Origin of the sequence: Pseudomonas sp. MYb13 (assembly GCF_002980075.1) — a bacterium.
Lineage (GTDB): Bacteria > Pseudomonadota > Gammaproteobacteria > Pseudomonadales > Pseudomonadaceae > Aquipseudomonas > Aquipseudomonas lurida.
The window spans coordinates 1-21992 of record NZ_PCQI01000014.1 but is presented as its reverse complement, the minus strand read 5'-3'; the positions used below and the strand labels follow the sequence as shown (position 1 = coordinate 21992).

Below are 21992 nucleotides of genomic sequence, written 5' to 3'. Positions count from 1 at the left end.
GCCCCTAATAAAGCTGGATTTTCACAACTAACCCTTTCAATAGCCCAACTAACCCTGTGGCAAAACATTCTTAAACCCAGCCACGCAAGAGCGAAAATTTCCTGTCGTGATGTAGGCATTATCCTACACTCATTTTCGTGCAGCATTGGGAGCCAGGATGTCCCCAAGTCTCATGACCCCACGGAGAGTGACCGATGGTTAACTGGCGAAATACAAGGCTCCCCAAGCTGGAAAGCGAGAGCGAGATTACCCATGTATTCGAGATGGTTATCAACAAAACCCATGAACTTGGTTTCCAGTATTGTTCCTTCAAGATGAGCGCTCAATTACCCAGGCAGCCGACCCAGCCGATTGAACTCACCAACTATCCAAAAGAGTGGACAACCGTCTATGAACAAGCGCGCTTCTTCGACGTAGACCCCGTTGTAAAACACTGCAAAGCGTCCGTATTACCCATTGTCTGGGAGGAAAAAACGTTTGAAGGCTCGCCCAGTTTATGGTCTTTGGCGCAAACGCTAGATGTCAGCGTGGCCTGGACCCAAGCGGTACATGACTTCCGCGGGGTATTCAGTATGCTGACCCTGGCACGCAGCGAGCCGGAGGTTCTTCCGGAGGAACTGTACGAGAAAGCCGGCCAAGTGTTGTGGCTATGCCATGCGATGCATTTGGTCGTCGCGCAGAAATATGCCGAGAACACCGACGCCAGCCCGGTCAGCAAGTTGACTGCGCGAGAAAAGGAAATCCTCATGTGGTCCGGCAAAGGCAAGACCGCAGCAGACATCGCCACCATCCTGTGCCTGTCCGAGCGCACTGTCGGCTTTCATATCTGCAGTTGCTTCAAAAAACTGGGCGTCAATAACAAGATCGCCGCGGTGCTCTGTGCAGCGCAAGCGGGGTGGATTTAAGCGATTCAGAAACAGCGCATGTAATCCCCTCGAAAAAAACGTAACATTTAGGGTCAATTCTGAGTGCTGAGCAGCCCCCTGGGGTGCGGCCCGATGTTCACTCAGACGGTTCGGCTAGCGACCGCCGGACACCCATCGTTTACCCAGAGCCTCCCCCGCCATGCCCCTGCTCGAAAGCCCCTTCGCCCAGCTCGATCTGATCCGCCAGCCAGAGCAACATAACGATCCGCTGCAAGCCTTCGATGCCGCCGATGAGTACCTGCTCAGCCATTTGGCCGAACAGCAGCCGACTGCCGATACCCGTGTGCTGGTACTCAATGACAGCTTCGGCGCGCTGGCCGCCAGCCTTCAGGGCCGGGTGCAGGTCACCTCCAGCGGCGATTCGTTCCTGGCGGCCCAGGGGCTGGAAAAAAACCTGGTGCGCAACGGCAAGGCCTTTGATGCGGTGACCTTCATTCCCGCCAGCCAGGCCCCGGTCGGGCCTTTTGATCGCGTGCTGGTCCGCGTGCCGAAAACCCTGGCCTTGCTGGAAGAGCAATTGATCCGCTTGCAGGGCCAACTGGCGCCGGGTGCCGAAGTGATCGCCGGGGCGATGGTCAAGCACTTGCCACGGGCAGCGGGCGAGTTGCTGGAACGGTATGTCGGCCCGATGCACGCGTCGCTCGCGGTAAAAAAGGCCCGCCTGCTGATCGCCACCGTTGAAGACCGCCCCGTTGCCGTCTCGCCCTACCCCACCCGCTACACGCTGGACGCGCCGGCCATCGAGTTACTGAACCACGCCAATGTGTTCTGCCGCGAGAGCCTGGACATCGGCACCCGCGCATTCCTGCCCCACCTGCCGAAGAACCTCGGCAGCGCCCGTGTGGCAGACCTGGGGTGCGGCAACGGCGTACTGGCGATCGCCAGCGCCCTGCAAAACCCCGAGGCGCAATACACCCTGGTAGACGAGTCCTACATGGCGGTGCAATCGGCAACCGAAAACTGGCACGCTGCACTCGGTGAGCGCGATGCCGTCGTGCGTGCCGCCGACGGCCTGGCCGGGCAAGAACCGCAATCGCTGGACGTGGTGCTGTGCAACCCGCCGTTCCATCAGCAACAGGTGGTCGGTGATTTCCTCGCCTGGCGCATGTTCCAACAGGCACGTGAAGCGCTGGTAGTGGGCGGAGCCCTCTATATAGTCGGCAACCGCCACCTGGGCTATCACACCAAGCTGGCGCGCTTGTTCCGGGGTGTCGAGCAAGTCGCCACCACGCCTAAGTTCGTGATCCTCAAGGCGCGCAAATAAAAAAACCCTGCTTCTCTCGCGAAAGGCAGGGTTGAAAAGCCGGGCCGCGAAGCCCGGATCGGGATGTCAGTGGGTGGTCAGGCCGGCGGCATTCATGAACATGCGCATCAGGCTGGCCACGACGAACAGGGCCAGCACGCTACCGGTCCAGATCATCGCCAGCCACCCCAGGCGCCGCCACAACGGCTGCTTCTCGGCCTGTTCAATCTCGTGCAACGAAGGTTTGCCGGACATGGAACGACCCTCCTAGTGATAACCGTCTTCGTGGGTGACCTTGCCCCGGAACACGTAGTAGCTCCAGAAGGTGTAGCCCAGGATAAACGGGATGATGAATAGCGTGCCCACCAGCATGAAGCCCTGGCTTTGCGGCGGCGCGGCAGCATCCCAGATCGACACCGATGGCGGGATGATGTTCGGCCACAGGCTGATCCCAAGTCCGCTGTAGCCGAGGAAGATCAGCACCAGCGTCAGCAGGAACGGCGTGTAGTGCGCATTACGGGCCACCGCGCGGATCAGTCCATACATGGTGACCAGCACCAGGATCGGCACTGGCAGGAACCAGAGCAGATTCGGCAGCGTAAACCAGCGCGAGGCGATTTCCGGGTGCGTCAGCGGCGTCCAGACACTCACGATGCCAATCACCGCCAGTACCACGAAGGCCAACGGCCGTGCCAGGTTGTGCATTTTCTCCTGCAACGGGCCTTCGGTCTTCATGATCAGCCAGGTGCAGCCAAGCAACGCATAGGCCACGATCAGCGCCACCCCGCAGAACATCGTGAACGGCGTGAGCCAGTCCAGCGAACCGCCGGCGAACTGGCGGTTCACCACCGGGATGCCATCGATAAACGCGCCTAGCGCCACGCCCTGGAAGAATGTCGCCGCCAGCGAGCCGCCGATGAAGGCCTTGTCCCACAGGTGACGCTTGTGGTCCTTGGCCTTGAAGCGGAACTCGAAGGCAACGCCACGGAAGATCAAGCCGATCAGCATCAGGATCAGCGGCAGGTACAACGCCGACAACACCACCGAGTAGGCCAGTGGGAACGCGCCAAACAATGCCGCGCCCCCCAATACCAGCCAGGTTTCGTTACCGTCCCAGACCGGGGCCACGGTGTTCATCATCACGTCACGGTCGGTCTTGCCCGGGATAAACGGAAACAGGATGCCGATACCCAGGTCGAAGCCGTCCATGACCACGTACATCATGATGCCGAAGATGATGATCACGGCCCAGATCAGCGGAAGATCAATACCCATCTCAATTCCCCTTGTGCTGGATGTGCGCGTGGTCGTCGTCGCTGCCGTCATCGGCGGCAGACAACGGACGAGCCGGCGTGCGTTTCTGGCCAGGGCCACCGTGGGTAGGCTCGCTGCCTTCGTGAGTCTGGGGCCCTTTGCGCACCAGGCGCATCATGTAGCCCAGGCCCGCACCGAAGAGCGCGAAGTACACCACCACGAACAACACCAGGGTGATCGTCATCTGCGCCAGGCTATGCCCGGAAGAAGCGTCCGCCGTGCGCATCAAGCCGTAGACCACCCACGGCTGGCGGCCGATCTCGGTGGTGAACCAGCCGGCGAGAATCGCGATCAAGCCGGACGGGCCCATCCACAACGCCAGGTACAGGAACGGTTTGGACGTGTACATCTTGTCGCCCCGGCGCAGCCAGAGGCTGAACAGGCCGGTGAAGATCATCAGGAACCCCAGGCCGACCATGACCCGGAACGACCAGAACACGATGGTCGAGTTGGGGCGGTCCTCGGGTGGGAAATCCTTGAGGGCCGGCACCTGCTTATCCAGGGAGTGGGTAAGGATCAGGCTGCCCAGGTAAGGGATCTCCACCGCGTACTTGGTTTTCTCGGCCTTCATGTCGGGCCAGCCGAAGAGGATGAGCGGCGTCGGTTCGTTGCCGATGTTTTCCCAGTGGCCTTCAATGGCAGCGATTTTGGCCGGCTGGTGCTTCAAGGTATTGAGGCCATGGAAGTCGCCGATCACCGCCTGGATAGGCGCGACGATCAGGGCCATCCACATGGCCATCGACAACATTTTACGGATCGCCGGGTTGTCCTTGCCGCGCAACAAGTGCCAAGCCGCCGAGGAACCGACGAAGAACGCGGTGGCCACGAAGGCCGCCGTGGCCATGTGCGCCAGGCGATAGGGGAACGACGGGTTGAAGACGACGGCGAACCAATCGGTCGGAATCACGCGGCCATCGATGATTTCAAAGCCCTGGGGCGTCTGCATCCAGCTGTTGGACGAGAGGATCCAGAACGTGGAAATCAGCGTACCGACGGCCACCATCACGGTGGAGAAGAAGTGCAGGTTACGCCCGACCTTGTTCCAGCCGAACAGCATCACGCCGAGGAATCCGGCTTCGAGGAAGAAGGCGGTGAGCACTTCGTAGGTCAGAAGCGGTCCGGTGACGGCGCCGGCGAAGTCCGAGAAACGGCTCCAGTTGGTGCCGAACTGGTAGGCCATGACCAGGCCGGAGACCACGCCCATGCCGAAGTTGACGGCAAAGATCTTCGACCAGAAGTGGTAGAGGTCTCGGTAGGTGTCGTTGTGGGTCTTGAGCCACAACCCTTCCAGTACCGCAAGGTAACTGGCCAGGCCGATGGTGATCGCCGGGAACAGGATGTGGAAAGAGATGGTGAACGCAAATTGAATTCGGGCGAGATCTAGCGCCTCCAAACCGAACATAAGTCTTCCTCTGTCAGGTAATACCGGCTGCTGGCGGAAGCCTGCACCCACTGCCCCCACGGATATGGAGTCTGGCGAATTTCAATTCGTTTCTTTTTTTAACCAACCACGCAGGGAATCTGGCCCTGAGGCCGCCAGAGCGATGTCCGGGCGAACATTGATCTGGATCAAGCATTACTGAAAGAGTAGTCCCATTTTCAGGATTGAACTGTGTGGTCTTTTGCCGCGTGACAGACTGCCTCAGCTCAGTTGTTGCAACTATCTGTTACAACTTAGTGATAATCTCGGCGCTTCTTCCGGCCCTGACCTGAATCCTCGATGCCTAGCGAACCCGCGTTGCTGTTGCGCCACCACCGCCCTTTCATTGCGTTCTGGCTGGCGCGTATCTTCACCGCCAGCGGCTTCCAAATGCTCACCGTGGCCATCGGCTGGAACCTCTACCAATTGACCGGCAATGTGCTGGACCTCGGCTTGGTCGGCCTGGTGGAGTTCGTGCCGCGCGTGCTGTTCATGTTGCACACCGGGCACGTGGCCGACCGCTATGAGCGGCGCAAGGTCGCCGCCATCTGCCAGACCGTGCAGGCATTGATCGCCCTGTCCCTGGCCATTGGCGGCCTGACCGGCAACGTGACCCGCGAGATGATCTTCATCCTCGCCTTCCTGCTCGGCGCGGCACGCTCGTTCGAAATGCCCACCACCCAGGCCATGCTGCCGAGCATCGTACCCAGCACACTGTTCCCGCGGGCCGTGGCCTCGTCGCAGTCGGCCCAGCAACTGGCGACCATTGTCGCGCCGGCGCTCGGCGGTTTGCTCTATGCCTTTGGCAGCGTGTGGGTGTATGGCCCCACTGTCGCGCTGTACCTCATCGCCTGCGTGCTGACCCTCAACCTGCCCGCACGCCAGACCCCACTCAACAAAGGCAAGGCCACCCTGGATTCGCTGCTGGCCGGGATCCGTTTTATCCGCAGTCGCCCGGACATCCTCGGCGCCATCTCCCTCGACCTGTTCGCCGTGTTGCTGGGCGGCGCCACCGCGTTGCTGCCGGTGTTCGCCAAGGACATCCTGCTGACCGGCGCCTGGGGCCTGGGCTTGCTGCGGTCGGCGCCGGCGGTGGGTGCGTTGTTGATGTCGCTGTGGCTGGCGCGATTCTCCGTGGATCGCCATGTCGGCCGCGTCATGTTCACCGCCGTCGGTGTGTTCGGAGTGGCGACCATTGCTTTTGGCCTGTCCACTTCGTTCTGGTTCTCCCTGGCGGTGCTGGTGGTGCTGGGAGCGGCGGACATGATCAGCATGGTGATTCGCGCATCGTTCGTGCAGCTGGAAACCCCAGATGAAATGCGCGGGCGCGTCAGTGCCGTCAACGGCCTGTTTATTGGCGCGTCCAACCAATTGGGCGAGTTCGAGTCCGGCATTACCGCCCACTGGTTCGGTACCGTGCCCGCCGTGGTCATGGGCGGAATCGGTACGCTGGTGGTGACCGGGGTGTGGATCAAGTTGTTCCCGACCCTGGCCAATCGCGACCGTATGCATGTGCCGGTGCAAGGCACCAACGCCTGAGGTGTGCCTGAGTACCTGTGGGAGCCGGGCTTGCCCGCGATAGCGGTGTATCAGGCAACGCGCCAGTGGCTGATACACCGCCATCGCAGGCAAGCCAACTCCCACAGTTGATCTTCAGTGGATCATGGGTCGGGGTTAGAGGACCTTATCCAGGGTGATCGGAAACTCCCGAACCCGTTTGCCGGTGGCGTGATAAATCGCATTTGCCACTGCCGCCGCGACCCCGACAATGCCGATCTCACCCACGCCCTTGGACCCCAGAGCATTGACGATCTCGTCATGTTCCTCGACGAACACCACATCAATCTCGCCGATGTCAGCGTTTACCGGGATGTGGTATTCGGCCAGGCTGTGGTTCATGTAGCGCCCCAGTTGATGGTCGGTCTGGGTTTCTTCGTGCAGGGCCATGCCGATGCCCCACACCACGCCGCCAAGGATCTGGCTGCGGGCCATCTTCGGGTTAACCACCCGCCCGGCGGCAATCGCACTGACCACCCGGCTGACCTTGATGGTGCCCAGGTCTTCATCCACCTGCACCTCGACAAAGACCGCCGAGTGGGTGGCGGTGCTGTAGCCCTCGCGTTTTTTGTCGGGCTCACTGTCGACCTGTACTTCCAGCGCGTCTTCGCCACTGTCCTTGACCAGCTGTGCCAGCGACACACTCACGTCGCCGGTATGCAACTGACCGTCTTCAAAGCTTACGGACTCGGCATCCTTGAACACCGGATACGTCTGCCGGGCAATGGCCAGCAGTTTGCCGGTCAACGCTTGGCAGGCTTGCTGCACGGCCGTGCCCACGGAGGACACGGTAAACGAGCCGCCCTGCAGCGGTGCGGTGGGCAATGATGAGTCGCCCAACAGAAAGGCGACATCCTCGACCGCCACGCCACTGGCTTGCGCCGCGATCTGGGTCATCACCGTGTAGGTGCCGGTGCCGATATCGGTGGTGGCGCTGCTGACCGTCAGCTTGCCCTGGGCGTCGATCCGCGCCTTGGCGCTGGCCTTCATCTGCATGGCTTCCCACACCCCGCCGGCCATGCCCCAGCCGATCAACTGGCGGCCGTCGCGCATGCTGCGCGGTTCCGGGTTGCGCTGGCGCCAGCCGAACCGCTCGGCGCCTTCGCTGTAACACTCGCGCAGGGCCTTGCTCGACCAGGGTTTGTCTTCGTTCTGGTTACGCTCGGCGTAGTTGATCAGGCGCAGTTGCACCGGGTCGATGCCCAGTTCGCAGGCCAGTTCATCCATCGCGCACTCCAGGCCGATCACCCCAAGGGCCGCGCCAGGTGCGCGCATATCCAGCGGGGTGAACACGTCCAGTGGCACCAGTTTGTAGGTCAGTTGCACGTTATCGCAGTGGTAAAGCATGCCGCTCCACTCCACTACATGTTCGCTGAAATCCTCAAAGCGCGATGTCTGGCCGATGGCGGTGTGCCCCAGTGCCAGCAGGCGTCCATTGGCGGCGGCGCCCATTTGCAAACGCTGCAAGGTGCGCGGGCGGTAGCCGAAGGTGAACATCTGTTGGCGGGTCAAGGTGACGCGCACCGAGCGCTTGAGCGCCAGGGACGCCATCACCGCCAGGGGTAACTGGTACTGCGGGCGCAAGCCGGAGCCAAAGGCGCCGCCAACGAAGGCGGCGAAGACGCGCACCTGGCTTTTATCCAGGCCGAAGATGTCTTGCACATAGGCCTGGCAATTCTGCGGGCCCTGGGTCTTGTCATGGATATGCAGGGTGCCGTCCGGCTGATACAGCACGGTGCTGGCGTGGGGCTCCATCGGATTGTGGTGCTCGATGGGCGTGCTGTAGTGCACATCCAGGCTGACAGCGGCGCCGGCCCACTCGGCCTGGAAGTTGCCGCGCGGCGCCGGCGGGGTTTGCGGCGAGGCATACGCCTGTTCCTGCAAGGCTACCAGGTCGGTTTCGAAGGCTTCGGTTTCGTACTCGATGTCCACCAGGGAACCGGCATGCCGCGCCAACTCAAGGTTATCGGCGATCACCAACGCCAGGGGCTGGCCGCTGTACAACACGCGGTCGTTGTACAGCGGGCGAAACGGCGAGCCGTCAGCGGCGTCGTCGTCCTGGAACGCCTCGTCGTAGCTGGCGATTGCTGGCCGATTGAGGTGATGGATCACCTCTACCACACCCGGCAGCGCCAGCGCCCTGGAAGCGTCGATGCGCAACACGCGGCCCTTGGCGACGGTGCTGGACACCACGCTGCCATGCAGCAGGCCGTCCTCGGGAAACTCACCGGCATAACGGGCCTGGCCGGTGACCTTGAGCAGACCGTCAACCCGGTCCAACGGTTTGCCGATAGCGGTCATGGGCGTTCTCCTGCGACAGCGGCGTCACTCAGGGCACGAATGATCCCCCGGCGTGCCAGCTTGATCTTGAAGCCGTTGTGCGCCAGTGGCTCGGCGTCTTGCAGCAGGGCGTCGGCGGCGTGGCTGAAGGTTTCGCGGCTGACGACCCGGCCGATCAGCCCGGCTTCCACGGCGCGGTCGCGCCAAGGCTTGTGGGCCACGCCGCCCAGGGCCAGGCGTGCATCGACGATGACGTCGCCGTCCAGCTCAAGCGCTGCGGCAACGGACACCAGGGCGAAGGCATAAGACGCACGGTCGCGGATTTTCAGATAGTTGCTGTGGCTCGCCAGGTTATCGGCGGGCAGCTCGATAGCGGTGATCAGCTCATCGTCAGCCAGCAGGTTGTCACGTTGTGGTGTGTCACCGGGCAGGCGGTGGAAATCGGCAAACTCGATGATCCGCGCACCGGCACGCCCTTCGACATGCACCCGCGCTTGCAACGCGGCCAAGGCAACGCACATGTCCGACGGATGGGTTGCCACGCACTGTTCACTGGCGCCAAGGATCGCGTGGATGCGGTTCAAGCCGGTTCGCGCCGGGCAACCACTGCCGGGCTGGCGCTTGTTGCACGGCACGGTGGCGTCATAGAAGTAGTAGCAACGGGTGCGCTGCAACAGGTTGCCGCCGGTGCTGGCCATGTTGCGCAGCTGCGGCGAGGCACCGGCCAGGATGGCCTGGGACAGCAGTGGGTAACGCTGTTCGATCAGCGGGTGCCAAGCCAGGTCGGCATTGCTCACCAGGGCGCCAATCAACAGCCCGCCCTCGGCCGTTTCCTGAATGTCATGCAACGGCAGGCCGGTGATATCAATGAGATGCTCGGGGCGGCTGATGTTTTCTTTCATCAGGTCCAGCAGGTTGGTACCACCGGCAATAAAGCGCGAGACGCCACTGCTCAGGTGCACGGCCTCCTGAACGTCGGCCGGCTTGCTGTAATGGAAGGGGTTCATTGCTCACCTCCCACGACTTCCTCGATGGCATCGCGGATATTGCTGTAGGCGCCACAGCGGCACAGGTTGCCGCTCATCAGCTCTTTGATTTGCGCGGTGTCGTGGGCGCGACCTTCATTGGCCAGGCCCACGGCGGAACAGATTTGGCCGGGTGTGCAGTAACCGCACTGGAAGGCATCGTGCTTGATAAAGGCTTGCTGCATGGGGTGCAGCTGGTCGCCGTCGGCCAGGCCCTCGATGGTGGTCAGCTCGGCACCGTCGCACATCACCGCCAGGGTCAGGCAGGCGTTGATTCGCTTGCCGTCGCGCAACACCGTGCAGGCGCCGCATTGGCCGTGGTCGCACCCTTTTTTGCTGCCGACCAGGTCGAGCTGCTCGCGCAACAGGTCGAGGAGCGTGGTCCAGGGCAACACATCCAGTTGGCGGTCCTGGCCGTTGAGGCTCAGGCGTATCGAGTGGCTGGCGAACGGTTGGGCCGCCGCGCCATTGGGGGTCGCGCTCATAAACACCTCACGGGTCGGTATACATCCGCGGCGTTCAGGAAAGTCGCCGTCTCAGGGGTACGACTTCCTCGGGTATTGAGCGTTCAAGGTGATTGATCAGCGGATATTAAGCAGCGTCGTCAGCGTACTTTGCGGCGGGTTGATGGAAGAGTTGCTGTATTGGAACCAGCCCTGGGCTTCGACATTCAGGTCAAATACATAGATGTAGCCCATTAACGTGCCTTGACCATTACAGGCCTCGCTGACGTTACCCACCTGGCAGACCGGCGTGCGCTGCCCGTTCAGTTCCGCGCCATCAAAGCGGCCCATGGGGTTGTTGCCCAGGCCCACTTCCATGACAGAAACCTTGGTAGGCCCGCGGTGCGTGCACATCTGCGTGCTCTGAGCGCGTTCGGGAATGGTTTCGGTGCAACGCGCCGACTCAACCTTGAACACGCGCACTTCGCTCAAGGGCGGTGCAGTCGCGCCCCAGGCCGGTGCTGCGCCGAGCAACAGGCTGATACAGGGGATCAGGGCTAGACTCCACGGGCTGGCGTTTTTCATGCTGCGGGTGACCTTCGTTTAAACGTCGGCGCAGTATGCCTCAAGGCCTCGGCTGCTGGTATGATGCGCCGCTTTTTCCGATCCTCTCTGAAACCACAGGCGCTTGGCGCAGTTTGTGCTTTGACTTAGAGGTCAACAAATCACGACGCAACATAGCGTCACAGGGAGCAGGCATGCTGGAAAAGCTGTTTCAACTCAAGGCACACAACACCAACGTGCGCACCGAGATACTCGCGGGCATCACGACATTCCTGGCCATGGCCTACATTCTGTTCGTGAACCCGAGCATCCTCGGCGAGACCGGCATGGACAAGGGCGCAGTCTTCGTCGCGACCTGCCTGGCAGCCGCGATCGGTTCGACCGTAATGGGCCTGATCGCCAACTACCCGATCGCACTCGCGCCGGGCATGGGCCTCAATGCCTTCTTTACCTACACCGTGGTCCTGCACATGGGCCACACCTGGCAGGTGGCGCTGGGTGCGGTATTTATCTCGGCGGTGCTGTTCTTCCTGCTGTCGATCTTCCGCATTCGTGAATGGATCATCAACGCGATCCCCTTGCCCCTGCGCTCGGCGATTGCTGCCGGTATCGGCCTGTTCCTGGCGCTGATCGCCTTGCATAACGCCGGTATCGTGGTGAGCAACCCGGCTACCATGGTGGGCCTGGGCGATCTGAAACAACCGGCGCCGATCCTGGCCACCCTGGGTTTCGTGCTGATCGTCGCGCTGGAAGCCCTGGCCGTTCGCGGTGCGGTGCTGATCGGCATCCTGGCGGTGACCATCGCGTCCATCGTGTTGGGCTTTACCCCATTCATCGGTGTCACCTCGGTACCACCGTCCCTGGCCCCGACCTTCCTGCAACTGGATATCAAAGGCGCGCTGGACATCGGCCTGGTCAGCGTGATCTTCGCCTTCCTGTTCGTCGACCTGTTCGATAACTCCGGCACCTTGATCGGCGTGGCCAAGCGCGCCGGCCTGATGGGCAAGGACGGCCACATGCCGAAAATGGGCCGTGCGCTGATCGCCGACAGTACCGCTGCCATGGCCGGTTCCCTGCTGGGCACTTCGACCACCACCAGCTACATCGAGTCGGCTGCAGGCGTGAGCGCCGGCGGCCGCACCGGTCTGACCGCCATTGTGGTCGCCCTCCTGTTCCTGCTGGCGTTGTTCTTCTCGCCACTGGCCGCCAGCGTGCCGGCCTACGCCACAGCGCCTGCACTGCTGTTCGTGGCGGTGCTGATGACCCAGGGCCTGGCCGAAATCGACTGGGACGACATCACTGTTGCAGCGCCGGTGGTGGTCACCGCCCTGGCGATGCCCTTCACTTACTCCATCGCCAACGGCATCGCCTTCGGTTTCATCGCCTGGACCGCCATCAAGCTGCTTTCGGGCCGCTACCGTGAGCTGAACCCGGCCCTGGTGATTCTGTCGATTCTGTTCGTGATCAAGCTGGGCTGGTTCAACGCATGACTTTTGACGCCACAAGCTACACCGCTCAACTGCAAGACAAGGTCACGCGCTTGCGTGACCTGCTGGCCCCGTTCGACGCGCCAGAGCCGCAGGTCTTCGACTCGCCGCTGCAGAACTTCCGCCTGCGCGCGGAGTTCCGTCTGTGGCGCGAAGGCGGTGAGCGCCACTACGCGATGTTCTCCCAGGACGACAAGCGCACGCCGATCCTGATCGAAGCGTTCCCCATCGCCAGCCAGCGCATCAACCAGTTGATGCCGCAACTCAAGGCTGCCTGGCAAGCGAGCGCCGCCCTGAGCCACAAGCTGTTCCAGGTGGAGTTCCTCACCACCCTGGCCGGCGATGCGATGATCACCCTGTGTTATCACCGCCCGCTGGATGAACACTGGCACACCGCCGCACGCCAGCTGGCGGCCGACTTGAATGTCAGCATCATCGGCCGCTCCAAGGGCAAGCGTGATGTGATCGGCCATGACTACGTGGTGGAAAAACTCGACGTCGGCGGCCGTACCTTCAGCTACCGCCAACCTGAGGGGGCCTTCACACAGCCCAACGGTACGGTGAACCAGAAGATGCTCAACTGGGCCTATGAGGCCCTGGGCGATCGCCCGGATGATTTGCTCGAGCTCTACTGCGGCAACGGCAACTTCACCCTGCCTTTGGCAACGCGCGTGCGTAACGTGCTGGCGACCGAAATCAGCAAGACCTCGGTGAATGCCGCCCTGAGCAACCTCGATGAAAACGCGGTGGGTAACGTCACCCTGGTGCGCCTCTCCGCCGAAGAACTCACCGAAGCGCTCAACGAAGTGCGCCCGTTCCGCCGCCTGCACGGCATCGATTTGAAGCGCTACGAATTCGGCAGCGTCTTCGTCGACCCGCCGCGCGCCGGCATGGACCCGGACACCTGCGAACTGACCCGGCGCTTCGACAACATCCTGTACATCTCCTGCAACCCGGAAACGCTGGCGGCGAACATTGCGCAACTGCATGACACGCACCGCATTACCCAGTGTGCAATGTTTGACCAGTTCCCGTGGACGCACCACATGGAATCCGGGGTGTTATTGACCCGGCGGTAACTCAACGTCTTGCGGTTCCTCCTTGCGCGGCCGCCCGCCCTTCTTGCCATTGGCGCGGGCGGCGGCGACCTTGGCGGCGCTCTTGTGCGACCGTTGCACGAGGCAGCCAGGCGGGTGGCCAAGTCCATCAGGGGGTTGTTTGTGGCAACCACCCCTCATGCCGAGGGCCGGAAATACCCCGCCAACGCGCGCAAATCCTGTTCGCTCAGCACCCCCGCGTAATACTTCAACTGAATCCTCGCCAGCAGGTACGCATGCCGCGCATTCGCCAGGTCGCGGCGTGCGGTGAAAAGTTGCTGTTCGGCGTCGAGCACGTCGAGGTTGACCCGTTCGCCGCCGGTGACACTTTTCTGGGTCGCCGTGACCAAGGCGGTGGCCGAGCTGACCGCCATTTCATAGGCGCGCACCTTCGCCGCGCCGCTGGTGTTGAGGTTGAACTGCTTGCGCAACTCCACCAGCGTGGTGGAGGTTTGCGCGTCCAGCTCATATTGGGCCTGGGACAGCTGGTTCGCCGCCTGGCGGGTGGAGGCCGATACCCCGCCGCCGGCAAACAGCGGTAGGCTGACCTGGATGCCAACACTGTTGGTGTCGTACTTCTGGTTGTAGCTGCTTTCCGAGTCGGAGCGGGTCTGGCGGCTGGTGGCGTACAGGCTGACCTTGGGCAGGTGACCAGCGCGTTTGCGCTCCACTTCATAGGAGGCCACCTCCAGAGCATGGTGCTGGGATTTAAGCTCCGGGTTATTGGCCATGGCCATTTCGCGCCAGGTTTCGAAACGGTTGGGCTGCAGGGGCGGGATGTCGAATTGAGGCGTCAGCGGCGCCAGCTCTTCGATCTGCAGCGGATGGCCGACAATGGCTTCCAGTTCGCGCAGGGCGCTGTCCTGGGCATCCTGGGATTCGATCTCTTCGGCCTGGGCCAGGCTCAGGCGCGCCTGGGTTTCCAGCACATCGGTGCGCGTGCCTTCACCGCCCTTGAGCAGGCGATCATTGAGTTGCAGGCACTCGGCATACGCGCGTTTCTGTGCACGACTCAGCTCGATACGTTCCTGGGCCAGCAAGGCCTGGCTGTAGGCATTGAGCACCCGCACCGCCAGTTCCTGGCTCTTGCCGCGAAAACGCTCGTCGGCCATCAAGGCCTGGGCGGTGCCCTGGCGAAACCGCGCGTAGGCCTCGTAATCCAGCAGCGGTTGCTGCAAGGTCAGGGTCGACGCATAACTGCGGTAGTCGCGTTCGCTGGTGGCATCAGCCGCCGTCACTTCGGATTCGTTGCGCGAGTTGTTATAGCTCCATGACAAATTCGGCAACAACGCCGCACGCCCGATCGCGCGATTTTCCTCACCGGCTTCACGCGCCTGGATAGCCGCCTGAAAGGTCGGGTCGTTGCGCAGGGCCAAGTCGTAGGCATCCAGCAAAGCCAGGGCATGCGCCGCCGAGGTACAACCGAAACACAAGGTAAACAACAGCGCCTTCATTCTTCCACCAGGGCCATGTGGGTGCGATCCAAGAGCGGTTTGAACAAGTAGTTGAGCATCGAGCGCTCACCGGTCTTGACGAAGGTTTCCACCGGCATGCCCGGCCTGATCCGTACGCCGTCCAGTTGTTGCATTCCGGCCGCGCTGACTTGGGCGCGCAGCGTGTAGTAAGGCTCGTCGGTCCGTTCATCGACCTGGCGGTCCGCCGAAACCAGGGTGACTTCACCGGCCACCCGTGGCGTGGTGGCCTGGTTGAACGCCGAGAACAGCAACTCCACCGGCAAGCCCGGGTGGACCTTGTCGACCATCTGCACCGGCACGCGGGCCTCCACCAGCAAGGGTTCGCCCTGGGGCACGATGTCCATCAACGCCTGGCCGGGTTTGATCACCCCGCCTTCGGTGTATACATCCAGTCCCACCACCACGCCGGAGGCCGGCGCGCGTACCAGGCTGTTGGCCAGTTCGAACTCGGCAGAGGCGAGGCGATTGCGCAGGTCGTCGGTGCGGGTGCGGGTGTCGGCCAACTGGCTGCGCAGGTCTTTCTGGAAGTCTTCGCCCAACTGGCGGATCCGCAGGCGCAGCTCCAGCACCTGGCGTTGCAACTGGCCGATACGGCCGTAGTCCTCGGCGATGGCGCCGTCGACCTGGGCGTACAAGCGCTCGCTGTCGAGCAGGCGATTGCGCGGGATATAACCGTCACGCGCCAACTCGCGCAGGCCCTGCAGTTGCTCATTCAATGCCGCGCGTTGCTGGACTTTGCTGGCTTGCGAGTCCCGCGTCCCGCGCAACTGCGCCTCGGCGCCAGCGATGGTTTCACGCAGGCCTTGTTGCTCGATGGCCAAGGCCTGGGCGCGGCTATTGAACAGCTGTCGTTGCAGGTTCAGGGTGCCCGCCGCCTCCGGATCATTGAGCAATTCGGCGCCGAAGGTGATCGCGGTCGACCCCTCGCTTTCGGCACTCAAGCGCGCTTCGCTGGCCAGGGAACCCAGGTACTGGCTGCGCAGGGACTGCATCTGCCCGCGCAACGGGGTTTCCTTGAGGCGTAGCAGCACCTGGCCGGCGCTGACCACCTCACCATCGCGCACTTCGATACGCTCGACGATGCCCCCGGCCGGGTGTTGCACGGTCTTGCGATGGCCCGAGACCATGACCTTGCCCGACACCGCGACGCCCTTGTCCAAGGGCGCCAGCGCCGCCCAGCCGAGAAAACCGGCAAAGCCACCGAGCACCAACAGCCACCCCAGGCGCGAATACTGTTTGTCGTCCAGCGCCAGCACATTGTTCGGCGCATCGCTGATCAACACTGGTTTGCCCTGGCTCATGCCTGCTTTCCTTCACCGAGGCGGTAGCTCATGCTCAGGGTCGATACGGGCTTGTTCGCGGCGGGCTTGTGCCGCGCCTCCAACACGCGCGCGGTCGGGCCGAACGCCTGCAATTGGCCGTCCTTGAGGATCAGCAGTTGGTCCGTCAGGGACAGCACGTTGGGTTTGTGGGTGATCAGGATCACAGTACGGCGTTGTTGCTTGAGCTGGGCGATGGCCTGTAGCAGGGCCTGTTCGCCCACTTCATCAAGGTTGGCGTTGGGTTCGTCCAGCACGATCAGCGCAGGCAAGCCGTACAGCGCACGGGCCAGCGCAACGCGTTGTTTCTGGCCACCGGACAGGCCGGCACCGCCCTCCCCCAACGGGGTGTCGTAGCCCTGGGGCAGTTGCAGGATCAGCTCATGCACACCGGCCATTTGCGCGGCCGCGAGGACCTTATCCGCGTCGACCTCAGCCAAGCGTGCGATGTTTTGCGCGATGCTGCCGGCGAACAATTGAATGTCTTGCGGCAGGTAGCCGATGTGCGGACCCAGCTGTTGTTTGTCCCACAGGGCCAGGTCGGCACCGTCCAGCCGAACCTTGCCGGCCAGGGGCGCCCAGGCGCCCACCAGTAGCCGGGCCAGGGTGGACTTGCCGCAGCCCGACGGCCCGATCACGCCGAGCACATCGCCCGCGGCCAGGTTGAAACCCAGGTTGGCCAACGCTGGCCGACGGCTGCCAGGGGCACAGGCACTGACTTGCTCGACGCTCAATTGGCCCTTGGGCACCGGCAGGCTCATACGGGCTGGCCGCGCCGGGTTGGCCTCCAGCATCTGCGACAAGCGTTGGTACGCCAGCCGCGCCGAGCCCCATTGTTTCCATACGCCGATCAGTTGGTCGATGGGGGTCAACACCCGGCCCATGAGGATCGAGCCGGCAATCATCATCCCCGGCGTGATCTCGCCCTGCACCGCCAGCAACGCGCCCAAGCCCAGTACCAGGGATTGCAACGCCAGGCGCACGCCCTTGGACCAGGCGCTGACGGCCGCGGTCTTTTCGCTGGCCAGGTTTTGCTGGGCCAGGAAGGCTTGATGCTGGCCGAACCAACGCGCGCGCAACGTGCCGAGCATGCCCATGGCTTCGATGGTGTCGGCATTGCGCAGGTTGGCCGTGGCCTGCTGGCTCGCGCTGATGGACAACTGGCTGGCCAGGGTCATCGGCGCCTGGCTGACGTAATGGTTGACCCACGCCAGCGCGATCAATAGCACCGCACCGACCAGTGCGAGCAGGCCGAGCCAGGGGTGGAACAGAAAGATCACCAACAGGTACACCGGAAACCAAGGTGCATCGAAAAACGCGAACAACGCCTGGCCGGTGGCGAACTGGCGCAGGGTGGTCAGGTCATGCAGCGCCTGGCCGGCCGCCTGGGTGCCGCCCTTGAGTTGTGCTTCGAACGCGGCGTCGTACACCCGCTGGTTCAAGCGCATGTCCATCTGCGTGCCGAGGCGGATCACGACCTGGCTGCGCACCCACTCCAACGCGCCCATCAGGCCGAACAGGCCGAGGATCATCAGCGTCAGCATCAACAGGGTCATCTGGTTGCCCGAGGCCAGCACCCGGTCGTACACCTGCAGCATGTACAGCGCCGGGGCGAGCATCAACAGGTTGATCACTGCCGAGAACAGGCCGATGTTGAAGAAGCCACTTCTATAGGCCATGAGGGCGGCCAGGGTTTCGTTGCCGGCGTGGCGCATCTGGGAATTCTCGAAAGGGTGAGCGGGCAGCGTCGCCGCGTTGACAGGCCATGCGACGATGCGCAGAATTCGGCACCGCCGTCGCTGAAGAAGTAGAAGGCTTGGGCGACGGCGGTGTGTCATGCGGCGAATGGGAGAGCGATCTTCCATTCGCTTTTTTCATGCAGCCAGGGCTCTAGGCCGCGAGTGCCCAGTCCTGTGCCACGTCTTGCACACCCACCAGAGCAACTTCGGTGGTGGCAGCGGTGGCCGAGTGGCTGGCGACGGCAGCGGCGATGTCGTCGAAGGTGCTGTCGAGGCCCTCGCCGATCGACCCCAGCAGATCAGTGAGGACGGTTTCCAGGGCGGACGTGTTGCCCTGCATCAGGCCATAGATCACGCTCTGCACTTCGTTGCCCACGCGACCGGCATCCGAAGCAGCGCTCAGGTCGAGGCCGTTGAACGCAACCTTGAAGTCGGTGAGGCTGAAATCACTGCCGCCGCCGCCACCCAGGCCGGTGCCCAGTTGCACGTTATCCAGCTCGCCCCACAGGAAGTGGTTCTGGTTGCTGCTGGCAGGCAGCGCAGGGTTGAACACATAGTGCAGGCCATTGCTGGTGTCGCTGTCGGCGATAAAGGCGTAATCCGAGCTATTGGCGCCGTGGGTCGCGTACTGGTCACCGCTGAGGGAGCCATTGCTGAAACCACCGGTATTGCTACTGCCGTGACCCGCCGTGGCGAAGCCCAGGGCCCAGGCGCTCAGGTACTCGCCAACCGTGAAAGAACCCAAGCCAGAATCGTAGCTAACAGAAATAGTCATCACTAAACCTCGTTAAACAACGCTATTGATGAGCACGCACAAGGGGCGCACTTTTTTACCCACCGTTGGGTAAAACCATTGATCCAGTGCAAGGCTGCTACTGATCAGAATTTGTATTCCAACATTCCGCTCAGGGTCCGACCGCGGGCCAGGCTGAGGTTGTTGGCATCGCCCATGGCGACGAAATAGGCCTCATCGGTGGCGTTCTCCAACGCCAGCGCAATGTTCAAGTGGTCGGTCATCCAGTAACTGGCGTACAGGTCATACAGGGTGTACTGGGGCCAGAGTGCCTGGTCGATCAGGTCGTAACCCTGCTGATTCAGGTTCTCCCCGTTGCCCGCGCTGTAGCGCACACGCACGCCGGTATCCAGGCGTTTGTCCAGGAAGCGCGCGCCCAGGGTCAGGGAGCCGCGGTCGGCAGGCATGTACGTGGCATTGCCCATGATCCGGCCACAACTTTCCTTGTTGTTGGCGACCTCATCGTCCAGCACTTCATAGCGGGTCACGAAGCGGATGCGTGAAACGCCGTTTGCGTCCACATAGCGCTCGATACGCGAAGTGCTCGGCCCGTTTTTCTTCGCACCGCCCAGGTAGTAGTTTTTAGAACAGAACTCGTTGCTGCCGATCATGTGGGTGTAGCTGAAGTTGGCGTACGCCCGGCCCATGTCGTAGTTGAGCTGGTACTCCATGCCGCGAAAGCGCGTGGGGTTGGTGTTGTTGACGTAGGCCATGGTGCCGAGAAAGCCGCCGACGGTGGTTTCCGGCAGGCTGACGCTGGTGTTCAGGAACGAGAAATTCTCGATCTTGGTATCGAAGTACGCCACCTTCATGCCCAGGCGATCGTCACTGAACAACAGCCCTTCCTTGAACACGTTCATGCCCACTTCCCAATCCTTGGATTCCTCGGGCTTGAGATAAGGGTTTGGAAACACCCGCTCACCCGACCCGCCGCCATGGGGGCGACCTGTCATGAAGGTTTCGGTCACCCCTGGCGGGCGCCAGCCCTTGCCCCAGCGGGTGTAGAGCTGCAGCCAATCCACTCCGGGTTTGACGGCGATACCGAAGGTCGGCGAAAACTGGCCCTCCTCACGGTCGATATCAATCACTTCGGAGACCCGCTTGGGCCCCACCAGGCTGCTGTAGAAGCGATCGCGCCGGTACAGCGTCATGCCGGTCTCGCCTTCCAGCCGATAGCGGTCGTAACGCAGGCCGCCATCGACGGTCAGCCAATCGCCGTATTCGTACTGCAGGTTATTGAACAGGCTGGCGATGGTCCGTTTACCGCCTGGCGTGCCGCCTTCGGCGTAGGGCAGCAGGCCGAGCTGGTTGACGGCCTCGACCTTGTTGGTCCGCGGCTTGAACTCGTCCTGGTACAGCTCCATGCCGTAGTTCCAGCTCACATGACCCCGCTCGCCGAAATCGAAACGCGAGGTGTTGTCGCCCTGCAAACCCCAGGTGTCGGTCTGGAAGTGATCGGTGTACGCCCCCACGTAGTTGCCGGTGCCTACCGACGACATGTTCGGTGTGTTGCCGCGGTCCAGTTGGGTGGTCACGTAGTAAACCTTGGCCTTCAGGTCGACCATTGGGTTGTCTGGCGTGTAGCTGTAGTCCAGCGCGAAGTTCTTGGCGTTGAGGTTGTTCTTGCTGACACGCTGATAGAACACGCTTTGATTGTCATCGGAGGTATAGGCCCAAGCATCGTTGCTGTCGCTGTCACTCTCCAGGTAGCTCAGTTGCACGCGCTGGTCATTGGGCAGGTTGAGGCCGAGCTTGATGATCTGTGAGCGGGTCACGCTGCCCATGTCGCCGACTTCACTGTTCAGCCAATCATCGAACGCGGCGGGCATGACCTTGCGCGCACGCAGGTTGGTGCCCAGCTTCTGGTCGTTGTGCGTGCCGGCGCGGTAGTTGCCGAAATGTCGCTCGCTGTAGCCGAGCAGCACATCACCGCGCTCATCACCAAAGGCAAACACGCCACTGCCATTGAAGTAGGTACCGTTGCCCAACTCACCGAGACCACTGCCCGCGCGAAAACGTCCGCCAAGTTCCTTACCGTCCTTGAGGAACTCGCTGGCCTCCAGCGTCTTGAACGAGGCTATCCCGCCGAGTACGGCCGCCCCGCCCTGCCCCGACTGGCTGCCCTTGTCGATCTCGACGCTGGAGAGGAACTCCGGGTCGATCACCATGGTGCCGTTGCGCTGCTGGTGGCCGTTGACGTTGAAGTTCTGCCGCATGCCGTCGATGTTCATGTTCACGCGGCCGTAATCCTGCACGCCACGAATGTTCACCGACAGACCGGGGTCACGCTGGTTGACGGCGGTGTAGACGCCCGCGGTTTCTTCAAGCATGTCGGCAGCGTGACGGGGCGGGCGTTTGTCGATCATGTCACGGCTGATGACGGCCACGGACTTTGGGGTCTGGTACACCCAATCGCTCGCCTGGCCATTTGTGTTGCCCGTGATGGTGGTGGTGCCTACGGTCATGGCGCCGGCGTGGTCGTCGCTGACACGGCTGAGGGTGACCTGGCGCTCACTGGTAAACCGATACTCCACCGGCGCGGCACCGAGCAAACGGCCCAGGCCCTCCTGCACGCTGAAACTGCCCTTGATCGCGGTGCTGCTCAACCCTTGCAAGCGCTGGCTGTCGAACAGCACCTGCAAGCCAGCCTGGTCGGCGAAGGCCAGCACGGCACTGCCAAGAGATTGCGCGGGAACATCGAACGCCAGCACGGCAGGCTGGGTAGCACCCGATTGAGGCTGCGCGGCATACACCGGCGTGCCAGCAGCGAACACGCCCAGGTGAATGGCCAGGGCTAACCGGCTACCGGTAATACGCCCCTTGTTGTGTGCTGACATTTTCGGTTGTTCCCTGCACTAAGCGTTTTTGTTTATGCGAATGCTTCTCACCTAGCAAGACGTACGACGCGCAGGAAGTCAGTAAGGTTTTTTCAAAAGTTTTTTAACAAAGGGATTTCAGCCCGGAAAACGGCAGGCGCCGACTTGCCGGCAATAGCGATAGCTACCGACACAACGCTGTAACAACAGGTACCCACGATGCGAAGCGAGCCGCTGTTGCTGTTGCTGTTGCTCTTGATCTTGATCTCAGGCGCCCCATCAAACACGCTGGCCGGAATTCGACAGGGATTTGGGGGGTAAACCGGCAGGGATGCCGGTTTAGCCGCCCCGCGCCATGGAGGGCGCGTGGCGGCGGCCCCCCAAATCCCTGTCGGATTACGGGCACACCGAGCGTGAGCGAGGTGCCGAGTGTTGGGGCAAGAGCCTTTTGGTTACTTTGGGGCTCTTTTCCAAAGTGACCCGCTGTAAGAGCG

The 21992-nt window shown here is 62.2% G+C and carries 17 protein-coding genes and 1 pseudogene; 5 read left to right on the top strand and 13 right to left on the bottom strand.

From position 1 onward, the window contains the following. The first annotated feature begins 194 nt into the window (after nt 1-194). Nucleotides 195-905, top strand: a complete 711-nt coding sequence (locus tag CQ002_RS21695) for a LuxR family transcriptional regulator (RefSeq protein WP_034107145.1) — start codon at nt 195-197, stop codon at nt 903-905. A 160-nt stretch (nt 906-1065) separates the two neighbouring features. Then, nucleotides 1066-2190, top strand: a complete 1125-nt coding sequence (locus CQ002_RS21690; protein WP_105162903.1) for a class I SAM-dependent methyltransferase — start codon at nt 1066-1068, stop codon at nt 2188-2190. 66 nt (nt 2191-2256) lie between these two features. Here the strand turns inward: CQ002_RS21690 and CQ002_RS21685 are convergent, their stop codons facing one another. The 3 genes from CQ002_RS21685 to CQ002_RS21675 are packed head-to-tail and all read right to left on the bottom strand — an operon-like array spanning nt 2257 to nt 4885. Continuing rightward, entirely contained in the window at nt 2257-2424 is a 168-nt protein-coding gene (locus CQ002_RS21685) for a DUF2474 domain-containing protein (RefSeq protein ID WP_010206690.1), read from the bottom strand. 12 nt (nt 2425-2436) lie between these two features. Further along, nucleotides 2437-3444, bottom strand: coding sequence for a cytochrome d ubiquinol oxidase subunit II (cydB, locus tag CQ002_RS21680; protein ID WP_034107149.1), 1008 nt, complete (start codon nt 3442-3444; stop codon nt 2437-2439). Nucleotide 3445: 1 nt separating this feature from the next. Beyond that, nucleotides 3446-4885: a cytochrome ubiquinol oxidase subunit I gene (locus CQ002_RS21675; RefSeq protein ID WP_034107151.1), complete on the bottom strand. Its 1440-nt coding sequence runs from the start codon at nt 4883-4885 to the stop codon at nt 3446-3448. A gap of 318 nt (nt 4886-5203) precedes the next feature. On the opposite strand from CQ002_RS21675, the gene CQ002_RS21670 reads away from it, so the two are divergent. Continuing rightward, the gene (locus tag CQ002_RS21670) at nt 5204-6442 is read left to right on the top strand and encodes an MFS transporter (RefSeq protein WP_105162904.1); all 1239 of its coding nucleotides are present in this window, start codon (nt 5204-5206) and stop codon (nt 6440-6442) included. 135 nt (nt 6443-6577) lie between these two features. Here the strand turns inward: CQ002_RS21670 and CQ002_RS21665 are convergent, their stop codons facing one another. From CQ002_RS21665 to CQ002_RS21650, 4 genes are all read right to left on the bottom strand, one after another. Then, nucleotides 6578-8761, bottom strand: coding sequence for a xanthine dehydrogenase family protein molybdopterin-binding subunit (locus tag CQ002_RS21665; RefSeq protein ID WP_105162905.1), 2184 nt, complete (start codon nt 8759-8761; stop codon nt 6578-6580). Continuing rightward, nucleotides 8758-9747, bottom strand: coding sequence for a xanthine dehydrogenase family protein subunit M (locus CQ002_RS21660; protein WP_069078317.1), 990 nt, complete (start codon nt 9745-9747; stop codon nt 8758-8760). Before CQ002_RS21660 ends, CQ002_RS21665 begins: the two co-directional genes overlap by 4 nt. Further along, the gene (locus tag CQ002_RS21655) at nt 9744-10250 is read right to left on the bottom strand and encodes a (2Fe-2S)-binding protein (RefSeq protein ID WP_034107158.1); all 507 of its coding nucleotides are present in this window, start codon (nt 10248-10250) and stop codon (nt 9744-9746) included. Before CQ002_RS21655 ends, CQ002_RS21660 begins: the two co-directional genes overlap by 4 nt. Before the next feature lie 96 nt (nt 10251-10346). Further along, entirely contained in the window at nt 10347-10793 is a 447-nt protein-coding gene (locus tag CQ002_RS21650; RefSeq protein WP_034107160.1) for a DUF4879 domain-containing protein, read from the bottom strand. A 173-nt stretch (nt 10794-10966) separates the two neighbouring features. Here CQ002_RS21650 and CQ002_RS21645 point away from each other — a divergent pair, with 173 nt between their 5' ends. Beyond that, nucleotides 10967-12262 carry an NCS2 family permease gene (locus tag CQ002_RS21645; RefSeq protein WP_034107162.1) on the top strand — a complete coding sequence of 432 codons (1296 nt, stop codon included), beginning with the start codon at nt 10967-10969 and terminating at the stop codon, nt 12260-12262. Next, nucleotides 12259-13338 carry a tRNA (uridine(54)-C5)-methyltransferase TrmA gene (gene trmA, locus CQ002_RS21640; protein ID WP_034107164.1) on the top strand — a complete coding sequence of 360 codons (1080 nt, stop codon included), beginning with the start codon at nt 12259-12261 and terminating at the stop codon, nt 13336-13338. Before CQ002_RS21645 ends, trmA begins: the two co-directional genes overlap by 4 nt. On the opposite strand, the pseudogene CQ002_RS28635 reads toward trmA, so the two are convergent. From CQ002_RS28635 to CQ002_RS21610, 6 genes and pseudogenes are all read right to left on the bottom strand, one after another. Further along, a pseudogene (locus CQ002_RS28635) lies at nt 13321-13493 on the bottom strand (DUF2442 domain-containing protein); the annotation flags it as partial. The gene trmA and the pseudogene CQ002_RS28635 sit on opposite strands and share 18 nt — an antisense overlap. Next, the gene (locus CQ002_RS21630; RefSeq protein ID WP_105162906.1) at nt 13494-14810 is read right to left on the bottom strand and encodes a TolC family outer membrane protein; all 1317 of its coding nucleotides are present in this window, start codon (nt 14808-14810) and stop codon (nt 13494-13496) included. It abuts the pseudogene before it with no gap. Further along, nucleotides 14807-16132 (bottom strand): HlyD family type I secretion periplasmic adaptor subunit, encoded by a 1326-nt coding sequence (locus CQ002_RS21625; protein WP_105162907.1) that lies wholly within the window; start codon nt 16130-16132, stop codon nt 14807-14809. Before CQ002_RS21625 ends, CQ002_RS21630 begins: the two co-directional genes overlap by 4 nt. Further along, the gene (locus CQ002_RS21620; protein WP_034107173.1) at nt 16129-17865 is read right to left on the bottom strand and encodes a type I secretion system permease/ATPase; all 1737 of its coding nucleotides are present in this window, start codon (nt 17863-17865) and stop codon (nt 16129-16131) included. Before CQ002_RS21620 ends, CQ002_RS21625 begins: the two co-directional genes overlap by 4 nt. 175 nt (nt 17866-18040) lie before the next feature. After that, the gene (locus CQ002_RS21615) at nt 18041-18664 is read right to left on the bottom strand and encodes a heme acquisition protein HasA (protein WP_105162908.1); all 624 of its coding nucleotides are present in this window, start codon (nt 18662-18664) and stop codon (nt 18041-18043) included. Nucleotides 18665-18768: 104 nt separating this feature from the next. Next, the gene (locus CQ002_RS21610) at nt 18769-21519 is read right to left on the bottom strand and encodes a TonB-dependent receptor (RefSeq protein WP_105162909.1); all 2751 of its coding nucleotides are present in this window, start codon (nt 21517-21519) and stop codon (nt 18769-18771) included. Nucleotides 21520-21992: the final 473 nt, after the last annotated feature.

Coding starts and splice junctions, on each gene's coding strand:
- CQ002_RS21670 (WP_105162904.1), top strand. CDS start 5,204: ATGCCTAGCGAACCCGCGTTGCTGTTGCGCCACCACCGCCCTTTCATT.
- CQ002_RS21650 (WP_034107160.1), bottom strand. CDS start 10,793: ATGAAAAACGCCAGCCCGTGGAGTCTAGCCCTGATCCCCTGTATCAGC.
- CQ002_RS21620 (WP_034107173.1), bottom strand. CDS start 17,865: ATGCGCCACGCCGGCAACGAAACCCTGGCCGCCCTCATGGCCTATAGA.
- CQ002_RS21625 (WP_105162907.1), bottom strand. CDS start 16,132: ATGAGCCAGGGCAAACCAGTGTTGATCAGCGATGCGCCGAACAATGTG.
- CQ002_RS21615 (WP_105162908.1), bottom strand. CDS start 18,664: ATGACTATTTCTGTTAGCTACGATTCTGGCTTGGGTTCTTTCACGGTT.
- CQ002_RS21610 (WP_105162909.1), bottom strand. CDS start 21,519: ATGTCAGCACACAACAAGGGGCGTATTACCGGTAGCCGGTTAGCCCTG.
- CQ002_RS21695 (WP_034107145.1), top strand. CDS start 195: ATGGTTAACTGGCGAAATACAAGGCTCCCCAAGCTGGAAAGCGAGAGC.
- CQ002_RS21675 (WP_034107151.1), bottom strand. CDS start 4,885: ATGTTCGGTTTGGAGGCGCTAGATCTCGCCCGAATTCAATTTGCGTTC.
- trmA (WP_034107164.1), top strand. CDS start 12,259: ATGACTTTTGACGCCACAAGCTACACCGCTCAACTGCAAGACAAGGTC.
- CQ002_RS21645 (WP_034107162.1), top strand. CDS start 10,967: ATGCTGGAAAAGCTGTTTCAACTCAAGGCACACAACACCAACGTGCGC.
- cydB (WP_034107149.1), bottom strand. CDS start 3,444: ATGGGTATTGATCTTCCGCTGATCTGGGCCGTGATCATCATCTTCGGC.
- CQ002_RS21690 (WP_105162903.1), top strand. CDS start 1,066: ATGCCCCTGCTCGAAAGCCCCTTCGCCCAGCTCGATCTGATCCGCCAG.
- CQ002_RS21660 (WP_069078317.1), bottom strand. CDS start 9,747: ATGAACCCCTTCCATTACAGCAAGCCGGCCGACGTTCAGGAGGCCGTG.
- CQ002_RS21685 (WP_010206690.1), bottom strand. CDS start 2,424: ATGTCCGGCAAACCTTCGTTGCACGAGATTGAACAGGCCGAGAAGCAG.
- CQ002_RS21655 (WP_034107158.1), bottom strand. CDS start 10,250: ATGAGCGCGACCCCCAATGGCGCGGCGGCCCAACCGTTCGCCAGCCAC.
- CQ002_RS21665 (WP_105162905.1), bottom strand. CDS start 8,761: ATGACCGCTATCGGCAAACCGTTGGACCGGGTTGACGGTCTGCTCAAG.
- CQ002_RS21630 (WP_105162906.1), bottom strand. CDS start 14,810: ATGAAGGCGCTGTTGTTTACCTTGTGTTTCGGTTGTACCTCGGCGGCG.